The sequence below is a fragment of the Mucilaginibacter sp. UR6-11 genome, from assembly GCF_020880695.1.
Lineage (GTDB): Bacteria > Bacteroidota > Bacteroidia > Sphingobacteriales > Sphingobacteriaceae > Mucilaginibacter.
This window is the reverse complement of sequence record NZ_JAJIWO010000001.1, coordinates 12,449-32,812: the sequence shown is the minus strand read 5'-3', so window position 1 is coordinate 32,812 and position 20,364 is coordinate 12,449. Positions and strand designations below refer to the sequence as shown.

Here is a 20,364-nt window from a genome sequence, read left to right as displayed (position 1 = left end):
TTATGAAACTCATTGACCAAACGTGGGAGCTTTTTAAAAAAGAGGTTGTGTTGGAGTGGCGCTCAAAATACGCGTTTAATGGTGTGTTGTTATATGTGGTGTCAACGGTGTTTGTTTGTTATATTTCTTTTAACCTTACCCCGGGTTTTGATAAAAGCACCGGCTATAAAGTAGTATGGAACGTATTATTCTGGATTATTATCCTGTTTGCATCGGTTAACGCTATAGCAAAAAGTTTTATGCAGGAAAGTAAGAGCAGGTTGCTGTATTATTATGCTATAGCTAGCCCGCATGCCATAATTTTATCAAAAACCATTTACAATATCCTGCTGATGTCGTTGCTCAGCATATTGGCATTGCTGGTTTACCTGGTTTTCTTTACCAATACCATAGGCGACCCTTTATTTTATTTTTTAGTTGTGATCCTGGGAAGCCTCAGTTTCTCCACGGTTTTTACAATGATATCTGCCATTGCTTCAAAAGCCGGCAATAACGGTACCTTGATGGCTATATTAAGTTTCCCCGTCATTATACCCGTTATTTTGATATTGATCCGTTTAAGTAAAAACGCCATGGACGGGATAGAGCGCAGCTTAAGTTATGGCGATATCGGCGTGCTTTGTGCTATTAACGCCATAGTTCTGGCAACAGCATTATTACTCTTCCCTTATTTATGGCGCGATTAGCAATACCTGCAAACAAACTTCGTTTAAATAAACTTTAATGATATTTAGCAAAGCATACTATAACACCCCATGAAATTATTCCGGATATTAATGTTGATCCTGCTACCTATAATTGTCAGGGCACAAAGCCAGGTTGTTACCGGTAAAATTTCAGCAGCTGATACAAAGGCGCCAATTGCCGGGGCCAGCGTTTTTTTAAGCAATTCCTCCTTTGGTACTTCAACCGGTAAAGATGGCACCTTCAAGTTAAACGGATTAAAACCCGGGCAGTATAACCTGGTTGTATCCACTATAGGGTATGAAGATTATACGCGGATCCTGGTTGTAAATGACGCACCGGTTAATTTAGATATCGGGCTGACACCAAAGGTTACCCAACTTAAAGAGGTTACCATATCTACCATTTCAAAAGCCGATAAAAAGAAAGCGCTTGAACAGTTTAAACAGGATTTTATCGGCACTGACGTTAATGCTGGTGACTGTAACATTGTTAATCCGGAGGTGTTAAACTTCACCTACAGCCAAAATAAAAGTGTGCTTGAGGCTTATACTGATGAGTTCCTGATAGTTGAAAACGAGGCATTGGGTTATCGTATAAAATTTTTATTGAAGAACTTTAAAAGCCAGCTCCTTACCGGTAACGTTGCCTACTCCGGCAGTCAGGTTTTCGAGGAAATGAAAGGCGGCGGATCGAAACAAAAAAAATGGCACCAAAAACGCGACGAAGCATACTTTGGCTCGGCGATGCATTTTTACCGGTCGCTTTACAGGGACAGCCTTGACGATGCCGGGTTTAAAATTTATCGCCTGTCGCGCCAGTTTAACACCAGGCGTCCGTCCGATGATGAAATACAACAGCACTTGGATATTGCTAAGAAGTTAAGTGCAGATTCATTGGTATATTGGATGCAGGCAGGGCATTTTTCACGATATTCAAATCAGAAGTTTAAAGGAAAATTCGCCGCAAAAGATATCGTGCAAAAAACGGCGAGGCCTGGTTTGTTGGCCATATCGTTCCCTGATCATTTATATGTGGTTTATACCAAAAAATGGGAAACCAATTACTATAAAGATGTATATCGCATTCCTCATGACCTTAATTATGCTACAACAATAGTCAGCCTTGTTAATGATAACCAGCCAATAATAATAGATAGTAACGGAACCATCATAGCAAATAGCCCGCTGTATGAAGGCACCTGGTCGCAGGCCCGTTTATCCGTATTATTACCCGTTGACTATACACCTTATGGTAAACAACCCTGATGGACCGGCTGCTGTAGATTAAAACGAAATTAGAATGTATAGATTTAATATTTTTTATACTTGCAGGGATGAAATATTTACTTGTAATTGTTTTAATTAGCATTTTAAAAAAAGCTTAATGTTAAATTATCTATGCGGTTTTTCCGGTTAATCATATGGTGTTTGTTATGCCCCGTTTTAACGATGGCGCAAAATGCAAGCATAACCGGTAAGGTAACGTCCAAAGAAACAAAATCGCCCGTACAAAGGGCCAGCGTTTTCTTAAGTAATTCATCATTCGGTACCATCAGTCTGGCTGACGGAACTTTCGCTTTATATAAACTCAGGCCGGGCCAGTATACGCTGGTTGTTACTGCTGTTGGATTTGAGGATTTTACAAAGAAAATACAGGTAGATGACGAGTCTGTTACGGTAAATGTTGAGCTCTCGCCAAAAACAATTCAATTAAGAGAAGTAACCATCTCGACTACCGCTAAAGCCGACTGGAAAAGAAATTTTGAACAGTTTAAAAAGGATTTTTTGGGTACTGATGAAAACGCCAAGTTATGCCAGATCCTTAACCCGGACGTACTCTATTTTACCTATCATAAAAGGCAACTGACGCTGGAAGCGGAAACAGATAATTTCCTGGTGATTGATAACCGCGGGCTGGGATACAGGGTAAAGTTTTTGCTTAAGGATTTCAAAAGCGATGCCATATCAGGTGTAATCACTTATGGTGGCGAACGCTTGTTTGAAGACCTGCCCGGTTCGGCAGCGCAAAAAAAGATATGGCAAAAAAACAGGGACATAGCCTATTATGGTTCGCCGATGCATTTCTACCGGTCGCTCTATACCGATAAACTGGCTGAAGACGGGTTTGAAATGCGCAGGCTAACACGCTATCCAAATCCGGACAGGCCGTCAGACCAAATAATTCATCAAAAAATAAACAGGTTTAAATCAATTAACCGGGGCGACTCTGTAAACCACTGGATCGAGATTGCCAACCTGTCTAAATACACCCAGGAAAGAGTTACACAAATTCCCTGGTACTCATACGAGGTATTAAGAAAGACCGGGCAGCAGGGTATATATGCTATAACATTTCCTAATTACCTATACGTAATGTATACCAAAAAACGTGACGAAACCAACTACAAAGACATTTTCAGGCCGCTGGATATGCCCAATTATGAAATAAGCGTTGTTACCCTGTACAATAACCCGCCGTACGCTTTGTTTGACAAAAACGGTATTGTAATATCCGGCGAACCCTTATATGAGGGCACCTGGAGCAAGGCAAGGCTGTCTGAACTGTTACCGGTTGATTATGTTCCGTCAGAAAAACGATAGCTGCTTAACATAGTTGCCTGCCAATCTAAATAATTACTACATTTGCCCTACAGATCAACATGAAATTTATATATCAAACCTGGTGGAAGGTTATAGTGGTTTTGCTGATACTTTCTACTTTTATTACCGGCTTAATACTGCCTGTACCCAGGCTGCCGGTATTACATGAAACCATTCGTAACCTGTATTTTCATGTGCCGATGTGGATGGGGATGCTTTCTGTGTTTTCCATATCCGTATTCTTTAGTGTTAAATATCTGAACACCGGTAAAGAGGAATATGATCTGGCATCGGTTGAATGTGTAAACACCGGCTTGGTTTTTTATACATTGGGTTTAATAACCGGAATGATGTGGGCAAAATATACCTGGGGCGAGTTTTGGAGCGGTGACCCTAAGCAAAACAGCGCGGCCATAGCTTTTTTGCTGTATTGCGCTTACATTGTGTTACGCAACTCAATCGACGAAGAACAAAAGCGGGCCAAAATATCGGCTATCTACAATATTTTTGCGTTCCCTATCATGGTGGTGCTGATATTTGTTTTGCCCAGGATGACTGATTCATTACACCCAGGTAGCGGCGGTAACCCGGCGTTTGGTAAGTATGATCTGGATAACGGAATGAAACTGGCCTTTTACCCCGCAATGCTTGGCTGGAGCTTTATGGCTATCTGGATAGCAACTTTACGCTACCGCATCCGTTTAATTGAAAACAAAAGAAACAGCATAAACTAACATGAAGAAGTCAATCATCTTAATATTATTCTTACTATCTTTCGTAACAGTGTTTGCGCAACCGGCTCAATCTGTCGAGATGGCCGACGCCTTTCGCAGTTCGGGAAAAATATATGTTGTTATAGCTACAATCGTTATAATTTTTATCGGATTGGCTATCTATTTGTTCGCGATAGACAGACGACTTAAAAAAATTGAAAAAGAAAAATAGCCGAAAAAAATAAGCTATTGTTGTTTAAACATAGTTTTTATACCGTTGTTACGATAAGTATCGGTATTCGGGAATAATAAATTGCGATATTGATAAAATTTGTATCAAATTTGCACCGTTTATTAAGAAAATCATATTTATCAACAACAATTTATGGCTACAAATAATTCAGCCGCTAATCAGGACACCCACTTTTTTGCTGATGTATGCAGCAATTTTGATTATGCAGCACAATTTACCAAGCATGATGCCGGTTTACTAGACCAGATAAAATCATGTAACAGCGTTTATCGTTTCCGTTTCCCTATACGCCGCGGCAATAGTTTTGAAGTAATTGACGCCTGGCGCGTTGAGCACTCGCACCACCAGTCGCCAACCAAGGGCGGTATCCGTTACAGCGAAATGGTTAACGAGGATGAAGTGATGGCGCTTGCCGCGTTAATGACCTATAAATGCGCTATCGTGAACGTACCGTTTGGCGGGGCAAAAGGCGGCATTAAGATCAATCCAAAAAATTATACTGTACAGGAACTGGAAAATATTACCCGCCGCTATACAGTTGAGCTGATCAAGAAAAACTTCATCGGCCCCAGCATTGATGTACCGGCGCCGGATTACGGATCGGGCGAGCGCGAGATGAGCTGGATCGCCGATACCTATGCTACCATGAACCCCGGGCAGCTGGACGCCATGGGTGCCGTTACCGGTAAACCTATTGCCTTACACGGCATAGCCGGCCGCCGCGAAGCCACCGGCAGGGGAGTGGCCATTGCAGCCCGAGAATGTGTGGGGGTTGCAGAGGATATGCAAAAAATAGGTTTAACACCCGGCATATCAGGCAAAAAAGTTATTGTTCAGGGCCTGGGTAATGTAGGCTATTATTCGGCTAAGTTTCTTTCAGAATTTGGCGCCCTGATAGTTGGCCTTTGTGAATTTGAAGGCGCGGTTTATAATGAAGACGGATTGGATGTTGAAGCCGTTTTCCAGCACCGTAAAGCCACGGGATCTATCTTGGGATATACCGGAGCAAAAAAAGAATTTAAAAATACCATGGAAGGACTGGAGCAACCATGTGATATTTTGGTTCCGGCCGCTTTGGAGAATCAGTTAACGGTTAATAATATCCGCAATATCAAAGCAAAAATTATTGTTGAAGGCGCCAACGGTCCAACCAGCCCCGAAGCCGAAACGATATTTTACCAGATGGGTGGCATAGTTGTGCCCGACATGTATGCCAATGCCGGCGGTGTAACGGTATCGTATTTTGAGTGGTTAAAGAACCTCTCGCACGTGGCATTTGGCCGTATTAACAGGCGGTTTGAAGAAAATTCGAACCTGAACCTGGTAAATATGGTTGAAGGCATTACCGGCCTGGCTTTAACGCCGCTGCAACGCGCTACAATTGTGAAAGGCGCTTCAGAGCTGGAGCTGGTAAACTCTGGTTTGGAAGATACCATGATCCGCTCTTATCATGAGATCCGCGAGATTTATAAGAACAACGAAAAAATTGACGGCATGCGTACCGCAGCATTAGTGGGGGTTATCAATAAAATTGCGGTGTCTTATCAAAATCTGGGTATCTGGCCGTAGCAGAACGTCCTAAGTCGATATTGAAAAAATAAAGGGTGGGCCGTAATGTCTGCCCTTTTTGCTAAAGCAACGTTTTTTTAAGTGCTCACGTAATAACTAAATCATTGCCGGTTATAAACGTATATTTCTTAAATTCACTTTTCAGGATAGCCCCCGTGTGTAAGAGCTTATTGATATTGTTTTTGCTGATGAGTATCCGTTCGTTTGCTCAATTGCCACCAAATATCGGCTTTGAGGACGGATCTTTTAATCATTGGAACTGCGCAATAGGTTCAGTAACAGCTGACAACCAAACTGCAACAAGCACCATTACGCTTAATCCCAGCGCGCCTGTTGACGGGCGGCACACCTTGTTTAGTAAGCAAAATGCTGCCGAAAAACTAGACTATTACGGTTATTTTCCGGTTGTATGTCCAAATGGAAGCAATTACTCCATCAGGCTGGGCAATGATGAAGCTCACGCTCAGGCGGAAAGTGTAAGTTATACCTTTTTTGTAGCCAGCGATTCACCATTGGGCTATGCCATAACATTTAATTATGCGGTAGTATTACAAAATCCCGTTCATAAAAACTATGAACAGCCCCGTTTTACCGCGCGTATTTATGACGTATCAGCGCAAAAATATGCAGATTGCCCTGCATTTGATTTTGTAGCGGGTACAGCATTGCCCGGCTTCAAGTTATCCCCCCGGAATTTAACGGATAGTGATGGTACGTCGGCTCCTGTTTTTTATAAAGACTGGTCATCAGCCACCTTTGATCTGACGCCTTATATAGGTAAGATCATACGCCTTGAGTTTACAACTAACGATTGCACCTTTCAAAAACATTTTGGTTATGCTTATTTAGATATTGATGAGGGTAAATCATCAAAACCAATTACGGGGAACGCCTATTGTGAGGGAGCGCAATCCGTAACCTTAAAAGGCCCTATAGGTTTTGCAGCTTATCAATGGTATAATAAAGACCTGACACAGCTATTGGGTACAGCCAGGGACCTGGAAATTTACCCCCCGCCGCCGGATCTGTCTGAGTTCGCGCTTAAAATTACGCCTTACCCCGACCTGGGTTGTCCGGACGTTTTATACACCGTGGTAAACAAAATTAATAGTCCTTATAAATTAAATCTTGTGCCGTCCATTACGGGATGTCCCGAAACGGGGGTAGACCTAACTGCCCCTTCGGTTACTGAAGGCAGTACACCCGGTTTGATATACAATTATTTCACAGATGCTTCTGAAACCGTAAATATCCGTGATCCAAAAAAAATAGTATTACCGGGCACTTATTTTATACAAGGTTTAAGCCCCGACGGGTGCAGCAATACTAAATCAATACAGGTAAAACTGATATCGCCTGTTATCAATGTCAACCAACCGGCCCCGGTTACTTATCCCGCAACTGTTGATATTACCAAAGCTTTTGAGGCGCAATCCGGTGAGAGTTATGGTTATTTTAGCGACGCTTCGTGTACTGTCCCCTTAATTAATTATACAGCAATTAACAAAACCGGTACTTATTTTATAAAAGTTACCAATGAATCGGGATGTGAGCTGATAACATCTGTCGACGTGAAAGTTTTACCTCCTCCGCCGTATGTAGTAACGGCGCCTAATGTCTTCACTCCAAATGGCGACGGCGTTAATGATTACTTTGCTTTGCATATTGAGGGCCTTGTACAATTTAATAATATCAATATTTTTAACAGGTATGGCCAGTTAGTGTACACCGCTAAATCCCGGGCTGGGTTATGGGATGGTAACCTCAACGGGCATGCGTTACCGGCGGGCGCCTATTATTGGATCTTTGACGGTATGGACACTTACTATCATGCACCCATTAAAAAAAGCGGTTCCATCTCCATTATACGTTAGTGTTTAGATTAGTTCTAAATAATATATATCCTTAGTAATAAACATTATTACCTGTACGTTTTGTATTTTTGTAACCTTGAATTACAGGAAATAAACCGTCAATGAAAAAATCTTCCATATTTGGCCTCGTTGTTATAGCCATAGCTATAGCGGTTATTATAAGTGTTTATTCAAACTCAAGCACTTATGGCTCGTTTAAAGATGCCCAAAATACGAGTAACGAATTGCATATCGTAGGGCATCTTAACAAACAAAAACAACTTTTTTACGATGCTACCAGGGATGCCAATTATTTTTCGTTTTACATGAAAGATAATAAAGGCGAGGAGTGTAAGGTGGTATTTACGGGCAGCAAGCCGCAGGATTTTGAGCGTTCAGAACAAATTGTATTAACCGGGCAAATGCGCGGTAATGAGTTTCATGCGTCAAAAATATTAATGAAATGTCCGTCAAAATACACCCAGGACAAAGTAGAAATTACAGAGGCCAAAGCTAAACAGGCCAGCATATAACAATTATTTAATGGATACAGCTTTTAAAGGCGAACACCTTTTACCGGGCCACCTGGGCCAGTTCTTTACTATTTTGGCATTTGGCTCGGCCCTGTTTGCGGCAATAAGCTACTATTTTGCAACTACCAACCCACTTGATACTTCGTGGAAACGCCTGGGCCGTTTGGGCGCCTATATCAATACCATTGCTGTTATAGGCATAGGTGTGTGCCTGTATTACATCATTTTAAATCACCTTTTTGAATATTACTATGCCTGGGAGCACTCTTCAAGAGCGTTGCCAACCCATTATATCATATCCAGTTTTTGGGACGGGCAGGAGGGTAGCTTTTGGTTATGGACGTTCTGGCAGGCCGTATTAGGTAACATTTTAATATGGAAAGCCAAATCCTGGGAAAACCCGGTGATGGCGGTGGTATCATTATCACAAGCTATCCTGGCTACCATGCTTATCGGCGTTGATATATTTGGGCAGCGCATCGGCACATCGCCGTTTATTTTGCTGCGCGAGGCTATCGACCTGAAAGCAAACGCGCCGGCATTTGCGGCAAACCCGGCATTGTATCATAACTACTTAACTTATATCAAAGACGGTAACGGTATGAACCCGCTGTTGCAAAACTATTGGATGGTGATACACCCGCCTACCTTGTTTTTAGGTTTTGCATCAATGATAGTTCCGTTTGCCTATGCTATAGCGGGCCTTTGGCAAAAACGTTATAAAGAGTGGATCAAACCAGCTATCCCATACTCCTTATTTGCCATGATGATTTTGGGCACTGGTATTATCATGGGCGCTTTCTGGGCTTATGATTCCTTGTCGTTCGGCGGTTTTTGGGCGTGGGATCCGGTGGAGAACGCTTCAATTATTCCATGGCTGATCCTGGTTGGCGCGGTACACGTCATGATCGTTTATAAAAATACCAGCCACTCCTATATCACTGCTACAATTTTGGTTTTAATGAGCTTTGTGCTGGTATTGTACGCATCGTTCTTAACCCGCAGCGGTGTGCTGGGCGATACTTCTGTGCATGCGTTTACAGACGCCGGCATGTTCTGGCACCTGGTGGCCGATGTGGTTATCTTCCTGGTACTGGCCGTTGTTATGCTGGCTATCCGCTGGAAAGAGCTGCCGCGCACCACGAAGGATGAAGAAACCTACTCGCGCGAATTTTGGATGTTTGTAGGGTCGGTATTTTTAGGCCTTTCATGCTTCCACCTGGTGGTGGTATCATCTATCCCGGTTTGGAATTTGATGTTCGGTACCAAGCTGGCTCCGCCGTCTGACCCGGTAAAACATTATAACATCGTACAGGCATCGTTTGCCGTAGTAGTTACTTTATTAACCGGCTTTACCCAGTTTTTAAAATACAAGAAAACAGACGGCGCCAAATTTTTTATATCAACCCTGGTTTATTTGCTGGTTGCCGGTTTAATTACGCTGCCGATAGTTTATTTTACAGGAGCCAACAAATTGAAGTTTGTGTTTATACTGATAATGGTTGGCGCCATCTATTCTATATTAGCCAATGGTAAGGTATTAATCGATGCGTTTAAAGGTAAGCTTAAACTGGCCGGATCGGCAGTGGCACATATTGGTTTCGGACTGATCATGGTGGGCGCGCTGATATCTGCCGGAACCAGCAAGGTAATTTCAGAAAACACCACCGGCGAGCAGTTTTCTGACGATTTTGCCAAATCAAAAAATAATCCCCGCGAAAATATTATCCTTTACAAAAATAAACCCGTGGTAATGGGTAAATATACAGTAACCTATATAGGCGACTCTGTAGCTCCGCCAAATCACTACTTTAAGGTAAACTACCGGGTAATTGATGCCAACGGCAAAGTTACCGAAGAGTTTTTATTAAAACCCAATGCCCAGGCTAATGCCAAAATGGGCCTGATCGCATCGCCGGATACCAAACATTATTTATTTAGTGATTTATATACCCACGTTAACATGTCAAACGCCATTGAAATCGGCGAGGGCGGTGAAGCTGCAGGGCATGACGAGGCCGACGAGGATAAAAAATATGAAGCCCCTTTAACCTACGAGGTTGCCGTTGGTGATACTATCCGTTTCAGAGAAGGTTACGCTACCCTAACCAGCATTGGCCGTGTTGATCATCTGCAGGATATCGCGCTGACTGGTAAGGATGTCGCTATAGGTGCCAGGATACATATTGTAGCTAACAGCAAAACGTATGACGCAGAACCTATCTACATGATCCGTAATAGCAATGCTTTTGATTTTGCCCGCAAGGTTGAAGATGCCGGTTTAAAATTGCGTTTCACCAAAGTATTGCCGCAAAAAGGTAAGGTAGAGATCACCCTGTATCAACAACCGGAGAGCGCTAAAAAATGGATCGTAATGCGCGCCATACAGTTCCCTGATATTAACTTCCTGTGGGCTGGTACTATTATTATGGTGATTGGTATTTTGCTTTCTATTTTTAGAAGGAATAAGGAGTTGAAGACTACGTAATCAACCTCCCGGCCTTTCGAAAGGTAGGGCTTTGAATAAGATAATAAATAATCATATTGCGTCTCTCCTTCGGAGAGATTTAGAGGGGTTTTTATGCGCATCACCATCATTGGTTCGGGCAATGTAGCCACACATTTGGCAGCTGCGTTTAAAAACGCCGGCCACCGCATTGTGCAGGTTTATAGCCGCGATATGCAAAACGCTGCATTGCTGGCTTATCATGTAAAGGCTGAGCCGGTTAATGATCTGACCCAGATCGATCCCGAAACTGACCTGTTTGTGATCTCTGTTAAAGACGATGCAATTGGTATAATAGCCGAACAATTGGCCCCCTTTCAAAAATTAATGGTGCATACCTCGGGTGCTACGGATCTGTATGCATTACTGGCTTTTTCTGACCAGGTAGGTGTTTTTTATCCACTGCAAACTTTTAGCAAAACCAGGGAGGTTGATTTCAGGACCGTACCACTATGTATAGAAGCTGCGGATGAAGTTATTGCCAAAGAATTAACACAACTGGCACAAACTATCAGCAACAACGTTTATGCTATAAATAGCGCACAGCGCAAAACGCTGCACCTGGCGGCTGTATTTGCTAATAATTTCCCCAACTATCTATATACCATCGCGCAGCAAATTTTGGCGCAACACCAACTGGACTTTGATTTGATCAGGCCGCTGATACTGGAAACCGCCCAAAAGGTGCAAACCGATTTACCCGCTGCTATGCAAACCGGACCAGCCATACGCGGCGATGAAATTACGATGAACAACCATCTGCAATTATTAAAAAACAGTCCGGATTTGCAGCAATTATATTCTTTATTAAGTCAGGGTATTATCAAAATGGATAATGGCCCGCGCAGGGATAAGTAATTTTGTTACTTTTGCCAAAATGAATATTTTTAAAGTAAAGATAAACTTTGAGGAAGCGGACCACGAATCTGTTGAACTGCCTATAGCCGAAGGAGAATCTGTGTTGGATGTTTGCCTGGAGAATGGCATTGAGCTGCAGCATAATTGCGGTGGCGTATGCGGTTGCAGTACCTGCCATATCTATGTTAATAAAGGAATGGACAACGTTCAGGAAATTTCTGATAAGGAAGAAGACTTTATTGACCGCGCGGTTAATCCACGCATTACCTCAAGATTAGGTTGCCAATGTGTAATGATTGACGGAGACATTGAAGTTACGCTGCCAGATCAATCTCAGTTTTTAGGACATTAACGGAGTTTTACGTATTGCGTTTTACGTAATACGTTTCCCGATATATAAATTTACACGTATTACGTAAAACGTACCACGTATAACATAACAAAATGACAGACGATAAATTTGCGCTTCCGATATATTGGAACGATCATGAAGACATTGCCATGTCGCTTTATGAGAAATTCGGCGATGATTTCAACGAATCAAAAATATACCGCATCCGTTTTACCGATTTATTAGAATGGGTGCTTTCGCTGCCTAATTTTAAGGGCACCCGCGAGCAATCAACCGAGGGCCATCTGGAACAGATCCAGTCGGCCTGGGTTTATGAATGGCGCGATAATCAATAGCCGGGATGGAAACTTTTTTAAGTAAGTTAAAAGATATTACCACCTTTATTTTTGATGTGGATGGCGTATTAACAGATGGTTCTGTTTTTGTCAGCGAGACCGGCGAGCAAAGCCGCGCCTTTAATATAAAAGACGGGTATGCATTGCAACTTGCTGTTAAGTGCGGCTATAATGTTTGCGCCATTTCTGGCAGCCGCTCAAAAACGGCTATCCATCGTTTAAACAGCCTGGGCATTACCGACGTATTTATTGGTGCCCATGTAAAAGTGAATAAGTTTAAAGATTACCTTGAATCAAAGCATATCGGGGCCACTAATGTTTTATACATGGGTGACGATATACCTGATCTGGGAGTAATGAAATTGGCCGGCCTACCGGTTTGCCCTGCGGACGCTGTTGAAGAAATTAAAGCGTTAAGCGCCTATGTATCCCCGCTTGGAGGCGGCAAGGGCTGCGCCCGCGATGTGATAGAGAAAGTGCTTAAAGTGCAAGATAAGTGGATGAGCGAGGAATCTTACAGCTGGTAATAAGCTGAAGGATAAATCAGCAAATCACCCCGGAGGTACTGCTGCACTGTTATTAGCGGTGTTACTCTTTTACGTAATTTTTATGGACTATTAAAAAGCTGGCACGCTCTTCTTTATGAAATGGCACATCCCAATTACCCTGGTAACTTATTTTTACGGGTAAAAGCTGGCCGTCAAAATTATTACATTCAACATTCATCTGCACATCGAAATCAACCAGGAAGTTATGGAACTTCAGGTCGATGTACCGGCCCAGTATCTGGAAGGTACGTATATCAAAAATGGTGGTTACTTCCTTAATCATCACATCATCATCTGCAGTACTGGGTTTGGGCGTTATTTTAAAGCGGTAAACAGGTATGGTATCCAGATAAGTGCCCCGTGCAAACTGGTATGTGTAAAACTGTTTCAAATCGGGGCCGAAGATCTCAGTTTTACTGCTGATGAAGGGTATGCCGCGCACCCTGCGGCCAGGTGTAAAAATTAAAGTTTTAAGTTTGGCTTTATAACCTTCGTTTTTGCCGTTGCCAATCGGCGAATCGCTTTTAACAAAGTCGGAGTTATTGGCGTTCATGAAAATATAGTCGAACATCTCTACAGTATATAATTCATATTTGCCGTTCTTTTTATAAACCTCGCCGCTGTCCCGTTTAGCCAGGAACTCCATTTTATGCACGCCCCTGATATTGCTGTGATGTATTTTACGATAGATCTTACCCGCAACTTTGTTCTTTTTGTCGTAAGTATACACCCGGTTCTCGGCGTCAAAAGCGTAGTTTTTCATGTTGCGGAAGGCCAGGTAAAAACCGGTATCGGCCAGCATGGCATCAATAAAATCCTGTGCGTTTAACCGGTGAGATTTAATATTCACCAGATTGCTGTCAATTACGATGGTACGGAGCGTGTCGGGGTTAAAACGATTGATCTGTTGAGCCTGTGTATCGCATACCGACAGGCAAATTAATATGCTGCCGGCTATAATTGATTTGATTACTGCGGACTTAGAAAACCTCATGCTTATTCGCTTTCTTGTTTTTTTTATAAATAATACCTAACCAAATATCCTTAAAAACAAATTATTAAAATATGATATTCAACACATTTGGTTAAACTAAAATTAAGATACTCACAGGGTTGTGCCAGGCCTTCGGTGTTATTAAAAATAGAAAGCCTTCAAGTTATTGACTTGAAGGCTTTCTGTATTATCCATCAGGCTAATCGGGCCCGATAGTTACTCAGCTTTGTAAATGTTATTTTTCAGATCAATATCCGGTAATAAATGATCCGGATCAATCACGATGCTTTTTATGGCCGAGGTTGACGGGTATTTAAACTTCCAGGTGCCGTTACGCTGGAAAACGTTCACCGGCAACTTCAATAACTCGGTTTTGCCATTGGCCTGGGTAATCTTCAGGTCAACCGGCATGGCCATTTTTTCTTTGTTAACGATAGTGATAATGGCGCCGTTGGTAGGATCGTTTGCTTCGTAGGTTACGCTTTCAACAGCCTGGTCCAGTTTCCAGGTCGTAAAGAACCAGGGTTTAAAGAACCAGTTCAGGTCCTCACCGGCTGCATCATTCATCGCGCGGAAAAAATCATAAGGCAACGGATGTTTCATGGCCCAGTTTTTAATGTATTCATGAAAAGCAAAATCGAAACGCTCGGGGCCTAATACCACTTCGCGCAGCATGTCTAAACCCAAGGCGGTTTTGTTATAATATTGCCCGTAATCATTCAAACCAATAGCTTCTGACGGCGTCATTAACGGGTCGTTACTTTTGATGTAGCTTCTTAGTATGCTTTGCGCCCTGTTATCTGCGCCTCTCGGGGCGTACTCACCATTGTTAAACATTTTGGTTGAGTATTCATTAATGAAGGTGTTAAAGCCTTCATCCTGCCACATATATTTACGCTCGTTGCTGCCAACAATCATCGGGAACCAGTTGTGACCGATCTCGTGGGTAACGTCGCCCCATAAACCACCATTTTTTAACCCGCTTAAGCAAAAGATAATGCCGGGGTACTCCATACCTAAAGCAACACCCGATACGTTAACCGCCGAGTTCCAGGGATATTCGATATAAGCTTTCGAGTAGATCTCAATGCTGTTTTTCAGGTATTCGGTAGAGCGTCCCCAGGCATTGTTGCCGGCGCTCTCAATAGGGTAGGCCGATTGCGAAATACATTTACGGCCGGATGGCAAATTAACCTTAGCAGCATCCCAGATAAACGCAGTTGAGGCTGCCCATGAAACATCACGGGTATTATCCATTTTAAAGTGCCAGGTTAATGAACCTTTGAACGGACGGGTAGCGGCTTCGCCAACTTCGTTGTCTGATATGATAGTTACTGTTTTGTCGCTGTTACGCGCTTCAGCCAAACGTTTTTGCTGGGTTGGGGTTAACACCTCGCTGCCATTCTGCAAGTCGCCTGATCCTACTACGATCATGTTGGCAGGGGCGGTGATGTAGTAATCAAAATCACCGTACTCGCAATAAAACTCACCAAGGCCCATGTAAGGCAGTGTATTCCAGCCTTCGGCATCGTCATAAACACACATGCGCGGGTACCATTGTGCTATTTCATAAACCATACCTTGTTTAAACAGCTTGCGGCCCATACGGTCGGCACCGTAATAAGGGATCGAGAAACTGTAGTTTACTTTTACCTGTATTTTATCGCCATTGGCACCCAGTGGTTTGTTTAAACGCACCTGCATGCGGGCATCAGTAATAACAGGGGTAACGGTATAGGTCTGACCTTTATAGGTAACAGAAACCGATGCGATAGTAATACCGCCGCGGCTAAAGCCTTTAACGTCAAAGCGGTCGCCTGTATATGGGGTAACCGCGGCTCCGCGCGAGTCGGGCCTGAACAGGTTCTGATCCAGTTGCAGCCACAGGTAATTCATATTATCCGGGCTGTTATTGGTATAGCTTATTGTTACGTCGCCGGTGATCGTAGTATCCTGCGCGGCTTCATTTAAGGTAGCGTGGATCTGGTAATCTGCGCGGTTTTGCCAGTAATTTGGCCCGGGTTTACCTGCTGCAGAGCGGGTGCCATTGCTGGTTGTTGGCCAGGTAATCGGTCCAAATAGGTCCGAGTGATTGTATTTAACAGTGTCGGCCGGAGCTTGTGCCGATGCGGTAAGGGCAACAGTAAGTAAGCCGCATGCAACAAGCAGGTAGTTTTTTATATAATGCATTGATCAGTTAATTTATAAGGGCAAATTAAGCGAAATTAAATGTTATTGCATAATCAGGCCGAACAGCGCGTTAAATACGTTTAGAACATGGTGCCCGTCTCAGGCAGGGATGAAATAAAAACGGGTAATTGTTGATATCAATTAAAAACAATTCCCTGTAAATACTATTGATTTTATTATTGCAATTTTGCCATATGAATCGCTTAGCTAACTCTACCTCACCCTACCTGCTGCAACATGCCAATAACCCTGTTAACTGGTATCCCTGGGGCACAGAGGCACTGCAAAAAGCCAGAGACGAAAACAAGCTGATCATTGTAAGCATTGGTTACTCGGCTTGCCATTGGTGCCACGTTATGGAGCATGAAAGCTTTGAGGACGAGCAGGTAGCCGCGGTAATGAACGAGTTTTTTGTGTGCATAAAAGTGGATAGAGAAGAGCGCCCGGATGTTGATCAGATCTACATGAGCGCGGTGCAGTTAATAAGCGGGCGCGGTGGCTGGCCGCTTAACTGTATTTGCCTGCCTGATCAGCGCCCGATTTATGCAGGCACCTATTTCCGTAAAAATGACTGGACAAGCCTGTTGTTTAACCTCGCCGATTACTATAAACAAAAGCCTGAGGACGCGCTGGAATATGCCACCCGCTTAACCGAGGGAATCCAAAAATATGAATCGATTGGTTTTGTGGAGACGCAGCCCGATTATACACGGGCCGACCTGGAACTGATTGTTAATAACTGGAAAAAGTATTTTGATAAAACAGAGGGCGGTTTAGGGACTGCTCCCAAATTCCCGATGCCGAATAACTGGCAGTTTTTGATGCGTTATGCCCACTTATTTCAGGATGCAGAAATTGGCGGATTGGCTAAGCTTACACTTCAAAAAATGGCCGACGGCGGTATTTACGACCATTTAGGCGGCGGCTTTGCCCGTTACAGCGTAGATGGCTTATGGCATGTGCCGCATTTTGAAAAGATGCTGTATGATAACGGGCAGCTAATCAGCCTGTACGCCGAAGCATATACCTGGCAGCCTGACGAATTATATAAACAGGTAGTTGCTGATACGCTGGATTTTGCGGTGCGCGAGTTGCTTTCGCCGGAGGGAGGCTTTTATTCGGCACTTGACGCGGATAGTGAAGGGGTAGAAGGGAAGTTCTATATTTTTGATAAGCAGGAAGTTGATGCGATATTGGGCGCCGAAGCCCAATTGTTTTGTATTTATTATCATATCACCGACGAGGGAAACTGGGAAGAGGAGCAAACCAATATCCTGTTTAAGCGCGGCAAAGATGCTGACCTGGCAGAAGCCATAGGTATCCCGCTTGATGAAATGCTGGGGAGCGTGGCGGCATCACGCAAAAAACTGTTGGAGGCGCGCAGCAAACGGATCCGCCCGGGGCTGGATAACAAAATCCTGGCCTCATGGAACGGTTTGATGTTGAAAGGCCTTTGCGAAGCGTACCGCACATTTAATAAAGCCGAATATTTAAGCATCGCCCTAAAAAATGCAAACTTTATTACCGGTAATTTAATAAAAGGAGACCGTATAGCCCGCGTATACGACCCTCTTGCTAAAACAGAGCGGCGGGCTGAAGCATTCCTGGATGATTACGCTAATATAATAGATGCCTTTATCGCACTATATGAAGTAACTTTTGATGAGCAATGGCTCAGTTATGCCGTAAAATTAGCCGATAGCGCCATCACCCGTTATTATGATAAAACCAGTGGGGTTTTCTTTTTTACCGCGGATGACGACGAGCAGTTAATAGCCCGTAAATCTGAAATTATGGATGGGGTTATCCCGGCATCAAACTCGGTGATGGCACGTAACCTGAAGAAACTGGGTTTGCTGTTTGACAATGAGCTGTATCTGGAGATATCAGCACAGCAGTTACGCAATATCATGCCGCATATGGCAAAGTATGGATCGGCTTATTCAAACTGGGCCATGTTATTATTGGAAGAGGTTTTTGGTACTTATGAGGTGGCAATAGTTGGCGATAATGCAGAGCCGTTCCGTATAGAAATGGAAAAAAACTATATTCCTAATAAAATTATCTTGGGCGGTAAAAAAGGAAGTTTACCTTTGCTGCAGGACAAGTTTAGCGACAAAACGCAGCTTTTTATATGTAAAGATAAAACCTGCGGTTTACCGGCGGCTAATATCGCGGAAGCATTAAAACAAATTGGTGCCACAAACATTTAATATAATAAGCAGAAAAAGCACTCATGGGTGCCAATATTTTACCACGATCGAATAAATTATTCTAATGAAACTGGCATGAGTCATCACTCATGGTAGCTTCATCACCTTTAAAAAAACAATTATACTGATGAAAATTGAACCACAACATGTAGTGTCATTAACTTACGATTTGTATGTTGACCAGGAAGATGGTACCGAAGCTTTAGTAGAAAGCGCCACGCAAGAACAACCGCTTACCTTTTTATTTGGAGCCGGACAAATGCTTCCGAAGTTTGAAGAAAATTTAAGTACCCTATCAACCAATGATACGTATGATTTCCGCCTGACAGCTGCTGACGCCTATGGCGAACATGACGAGGAAGCGGTTGCTAATTTGCCTATCGAAATGTTCCAGGGTGCTGATTTGCCGGAGATTGGCGCTATTTTACCTTTGCAGGATAACCAGGGTAACCATTTTCAGGGCCAGGTAGTTTCTGTTGCCGAAGATTCTATCATTGTAGATTTGAACCATCCAATGGCTGGGCAGCCGCTGCATTTTAAAGGCGTTATCATCAACGTCAGGCCTGCAACTCCTGAGGAACTGTCTCATGGTCACGCTCACGGTGCAGACGGGCATCATAGCCACTAATATCGATTTGTCTTTTTGACGATTGGCAGTAAGAAACTATATCCTCACCATCTGAAGGGTATAGTTTCTTAACTATATATCTTAATAAATATCAAGCTCGCCAAATCTGTTAATAAGGCAATAAACCTCTATCTGCGAGGCTACCTTTTTTTTGTTATAGGTAGCCGGTATAAACGTTTTATCATCATCAGCCAGCTGATCTGTATTGATGTTTTTGACAACAGGCGTGCTACCCCCGCACTCAATACTTGCGTTGCAATCAGCCAGCCTGCCCAGCGGGCTCACCAATAATTTTAGTACGACATAACAATTTCCATCGGCCAGATTTGGGATGTCGCCAACCTGTTTTAAAATGTTAAGGTAGGGGATATAGCCAAATAACCTGCCGCCCGGCTTAATGGGTTGGATCACGATATCCGAATCAGTCAGGTTGTAATCAACCGCATATTTAAACCGGGAGTCTTTCTGTTCCGGGGCCTCATATAAGAGCTTATTGCTGTCATAATCAAAGTCCTCCAGTACATCGCCTTCGGCCGAAAAGAAATGCCATACGCCTGTTTTTTTATCGTTTTTATAGGTGCCGTCTGCAATCAACGTCTTCTTTTTATAAAAAGCTTTATAAAAGCCGTTCTTTACAGGTTTGGTGCTCTCAATGGTATATTGAAACTGTTCGGTAATGTCAGCGGTAAGCTTGTCTTTATGCTCGGCCGGTTGTTGGGCAGAGCCGCGGCTCCAATAAAAGGTAATCGCAATAAACAACAGCAGTTTTTTCACAGTGATATTTTTGGCAATTTAATATTTTATGAAATATTGCATTGCCTAAAGTTTTATATTGCGGCAGATTACTTTAAAACATGACTCTTCGGCCTGACACCTCTGCTTTTAAAAAAGTAAATTTCTCGGCAACTACGATAACCGAGTTGATGATACCGTCCTATTCAAACTTTGGTGGCAAGATCCATGGCGGTATCTTATTATCGCTGATGGACAAAGTGGCCTACGTTTGCGCCGCCAAACACGCAGGCAATTATTGTGTCACAGCCTCAATTGATACGGTTGATTTTTTACAACCCGTTGAGGTGGGCGACCTGGTTTCGCTCATGGCATCGGTAAACTATGTAGGTCACACTTCGCTGGTAGTAGGTATAAGGGTTGTTTCAGAAAATATTAAAACCAACGCTACTAATCACACCAACACCAGTTATTTTACCATGGTTGCCAGGGACGAAAATAACCGGCCCGCACAAATTCCGGGTTTAATATTGGAGAGCCGTGATCATGTAAGGCGCTTTATTGAAGCTAAACGACGAAAAGAAATTAAGCAAAACTATAAACAGGAAATACACCATATTACGGTGCCTGATGGGTTCGAGGAATGCGAAAAGTTATTAACCGGCGAACGTGTAATATTAATTAACAATTAACGTTTGATATTAACAGGGTGTTAATAAATCAAATAAAAAATTTTTACAAATTTTTCTTCATATATTACACTCAAATTACAAACCCGATTAATTGATATTAGCTCAAAA

General features: G+C 43.0%; 19 protein-coding genes. 16 read left to right on the top strand and 3 right to left on the bottom strand.

From position 1 onward, the window contains the following. Nucleotides 1–2: 2 nt before the first annotated feature. From LJ658_RS00155 to LJ658_RS00095, 13 genes are all read left to right on the top strand, one after another. Nucleotides 3–686, top strand: a complete 684-nt coding sequence (locus LJ658_RS00155) for a heme exporter protein CcmB (protein ID WP_230544422.1) — start codon at nucleotides 3–5, stop codon at nucleotides 684–686. Between the two features lie 69 nt (nucleotides 687–755). Beyond that, nucleotides 756–1,952, top strand: coding sequence for a carboxypeptidase-like regulatory domain-containing protein (locus LJ658_RS00150; RefSeq protein WP_230544421.1), 1,197 nt, complete (start codon nucleotides 756–758; stop codon nucleotides 1,950–1,952). Between the two features lie 183 nt (nucleotides 1,953–2,135). Further along, entirely contained in the window at nucleotides 2,136–3,287 is a 1,152-nt protein-coding gene (locus tag LJ658_RS00145; RefSeq protein WP_230544420.1) for a carboxypeptidase-like regulatory domain-containing protein, read from the top strand. Between the two features lie 32 nt (nucleotides 3,288–3,319). After that, nucleotides 3,320–4,021 carry a cytochrome c biogenesis protein gene (locus LJ658_RS00140; RefSeq protein WP_370632938.1) on the top strand — a complete coding sequence of 234 codons (702 nt, stop codon included), beginning with the start codon at nucleotides 3,320–3,322 and terminating at the stop codon, nucleotides 4,019–4,021. A gap of 1 nt (nucleotide 4,022) precedes the next feature. After that, a complete protein-coding gene (locus LJ658_RS00135) occupies nucleotides 4,023–4,232 on the top strand; it encodes a CcmD family protein (protein WP_230544419.1) in 210 nt (69 codons plus the stop codon). A 153-nt stretch (nucleotides 4,233–4,385) separates the two neighbouring features. Next, nucleotides 4,386–5,822 (top strand): Glu/Leu/Phe/Val dehydrogenase, encoded by a 1,437-nt coding sequence (locus tag LJ658_RS00130; protein ID WP_230544418.1) that lies wholly within the window; start codon nucleotides 4,386–4,388, stop codon nucleotides 5,820–5,822. Between the two features lie 155 nt (nucleotides 5,823–5,977). Beyond that, nucleotides 5,978–7,696: a gliding motility-associated C-terminal domain-containing protein gene (locus tag LJ658_RS00125; protein ID WP_230544417.1), complete on the top strand. Its 1,719-nt coding sequence runs from the start codon at nucleotides 5,978–5,980 to the stop codon at nucleotides 7,694–7,696. Nucleotides 7,697–7,797: 101 nt separating this feature from the next. Beyond that, on the top strand, nucleotides 7,798–8,208 hold the full coding sequence (locus LJ658_RS00120) for a cytochrome c maturation protein CcmE (protein ID WP_230544416.1): 411 nt from the start codon (nucleotides 7,798–7,800) through the stop codon (nucleotides 8,206–8,208). 10 nt (nucleotides 8,209–8,218) lie between these two features. After that, on the top strand, nucleotides 8,219–10,696 hold the full coding sequence (gene ccsA / locus LJ658_RS00115) for a cytochrome c biogenesis protein CcsA (RefSeq protein WP_230544415.1): 2,478 nt from the start codon (nucleotides 8,219–8,221) through the stop codon (nucleotides 10,694–10,696). Nucleotides 10,697–10,789: 93 nt separating this feature from the next. Further along, a complete protein-coding gene (locus LJ658_RS00110) occupies nucleotides 10,790–11,572 on the top strand; it encodes a Rossmann-like and DUF2520 domain-containing protein (protein WP_230544414.1) in 783 nt (260 codons plus the stop codon). A gap of 19 nt (nucleotides 11,573–11,591) precedes the next feature. Continuing rightward, entirely contained in the window at nucleotides 11,592–11,924 is a 333-nt protein-coding gene (locus tag LJ658_RS00105; RefSeq protein WP_230544413.1) for a 2Fe-2S iron-sulfur cluster-binding protein, read from the top strand. A 92-nt stretch (nucleotides 11,925–12,016) separates the two neighbouring features. After that, nucleotides 12,017–12,259 (top strand): Fe-S cluster assembly protein IscX, encoded by a 243-nt coding sequence (iscX, locus tag LJ658_RS00100; RefSeq protein WP_230544412.1) that lies wholly within the window; start codon nucleotides 12,017–12,019, stop codon nucleotides 12,257–12,259. A gap of 5 nt (nucleotides 12,260–12,264) precedes the next feature. Next, on the top strand, nucleotides 12,265–12,786 hold the full coding sequence (locus LJ658_RS00095) for an HAD family hydrolase (RefSeq protein WP_230544411.1): 522 nt from the start codon (nucleotides 12,265–12,267) through the stop codon (nucleotides 12,784–12,786). A 61-nt stretch (nucleotides 12,787–12,847) separates the two neighbouring features. Here LJ658_RS00095 and LJ658_RS00090 read toward each other — a convergent pair whose 3' ends face one another. Both LJ658_RS00090 and LJ658_RS00085 read right to left on the bottom strand, forming a co-directional pair. Continuing rightward, on the bottom strand, nucleotides 12,848–13,801 hold the full coding sequence (locus LJ658_RS00090) for a hypothetical protein (RefSeq protein ID WP_230544410.1): 954 nt from the start codon (nucleotides 13,799–13,801) through the stop codon (nucleotides 12,848–12,850). A 216-nt stretch (nucleotides 13,802–14,017) separates the two neighbouring features. Further along, a complete protein-coding gene (locus LJ658_RS00085) occupies nucleotides 14,018–15,991 on the bottom strand; it encodes a M1 family metallopeptidase (RefSeq protein WP_230544409.1) in 1,974 nt (657 codons plus the stop codon). 194 nt (nucleotides 15,992–16,185) lie between these two features. Between LJ658_RS00085 and LJ658_RS00080 the strand changes: the two genes are divergently transcribed. Next, nucleotides 16,186–18,204 carry a thioredoxin domain-containing protein gene (locus tag LJ658_RS00080; RefSeq protein ID WP_230544408.1) on the top strand — a complete coding sequence of 673 codons (2,019 nt, stop codon included), beginning with the start codon at nucleotides 16,186–16,188 and terminating at the stop codon, nucleotides 18,202–18,204. A 127-nt stretch (nucleotides 18,205–18,331) separates the two neighbouring features. Then, a complete protein-coding gene (locus LJ658_RS00075; RefSeq protein WP_230544407.1) occupies nucleotides 18,332–18,832 on the top strand; it encodes a peptidylprolyl isomerase in 501 nt (166 codons plus the stop codon). A gap of 81 nt (nucleotides 18,833–18,913) precedes the next feature. Here LJ658_RS00075 and LJ658_RS00070 read toward each other — a convergent pair whose 3' ends face one another. Further along, nucleotides 18,914–19,606, bottom strand: coding sequence for a hypothetical protein (locus tag LJ658_RS00070; protein ID WP_230544406.1), 693 nt, complete (start codon nucleotides 19,604–19,606; stop codon nucleotides 18,914–18,916). 80 nt (nucleotides 19,607–19,686) lie between these two features. Here LJ658_RS00070 and LJ658_RS00065 point away from each other — a divergent pair, with 80 nt between their 5' ends. Continuing rightward, entirely contained in the window at nucleotides 19,687–20,256 is a 570-nt protein-coding gene (locus tag LJ658_RS00065; protein ID WP_230544405.1) for an acyl-CoA thioesterase, read from the top strand. The last annotated feature ends 108 nt before the right edge of the window (nucleotides 20,257–20,364 follow it).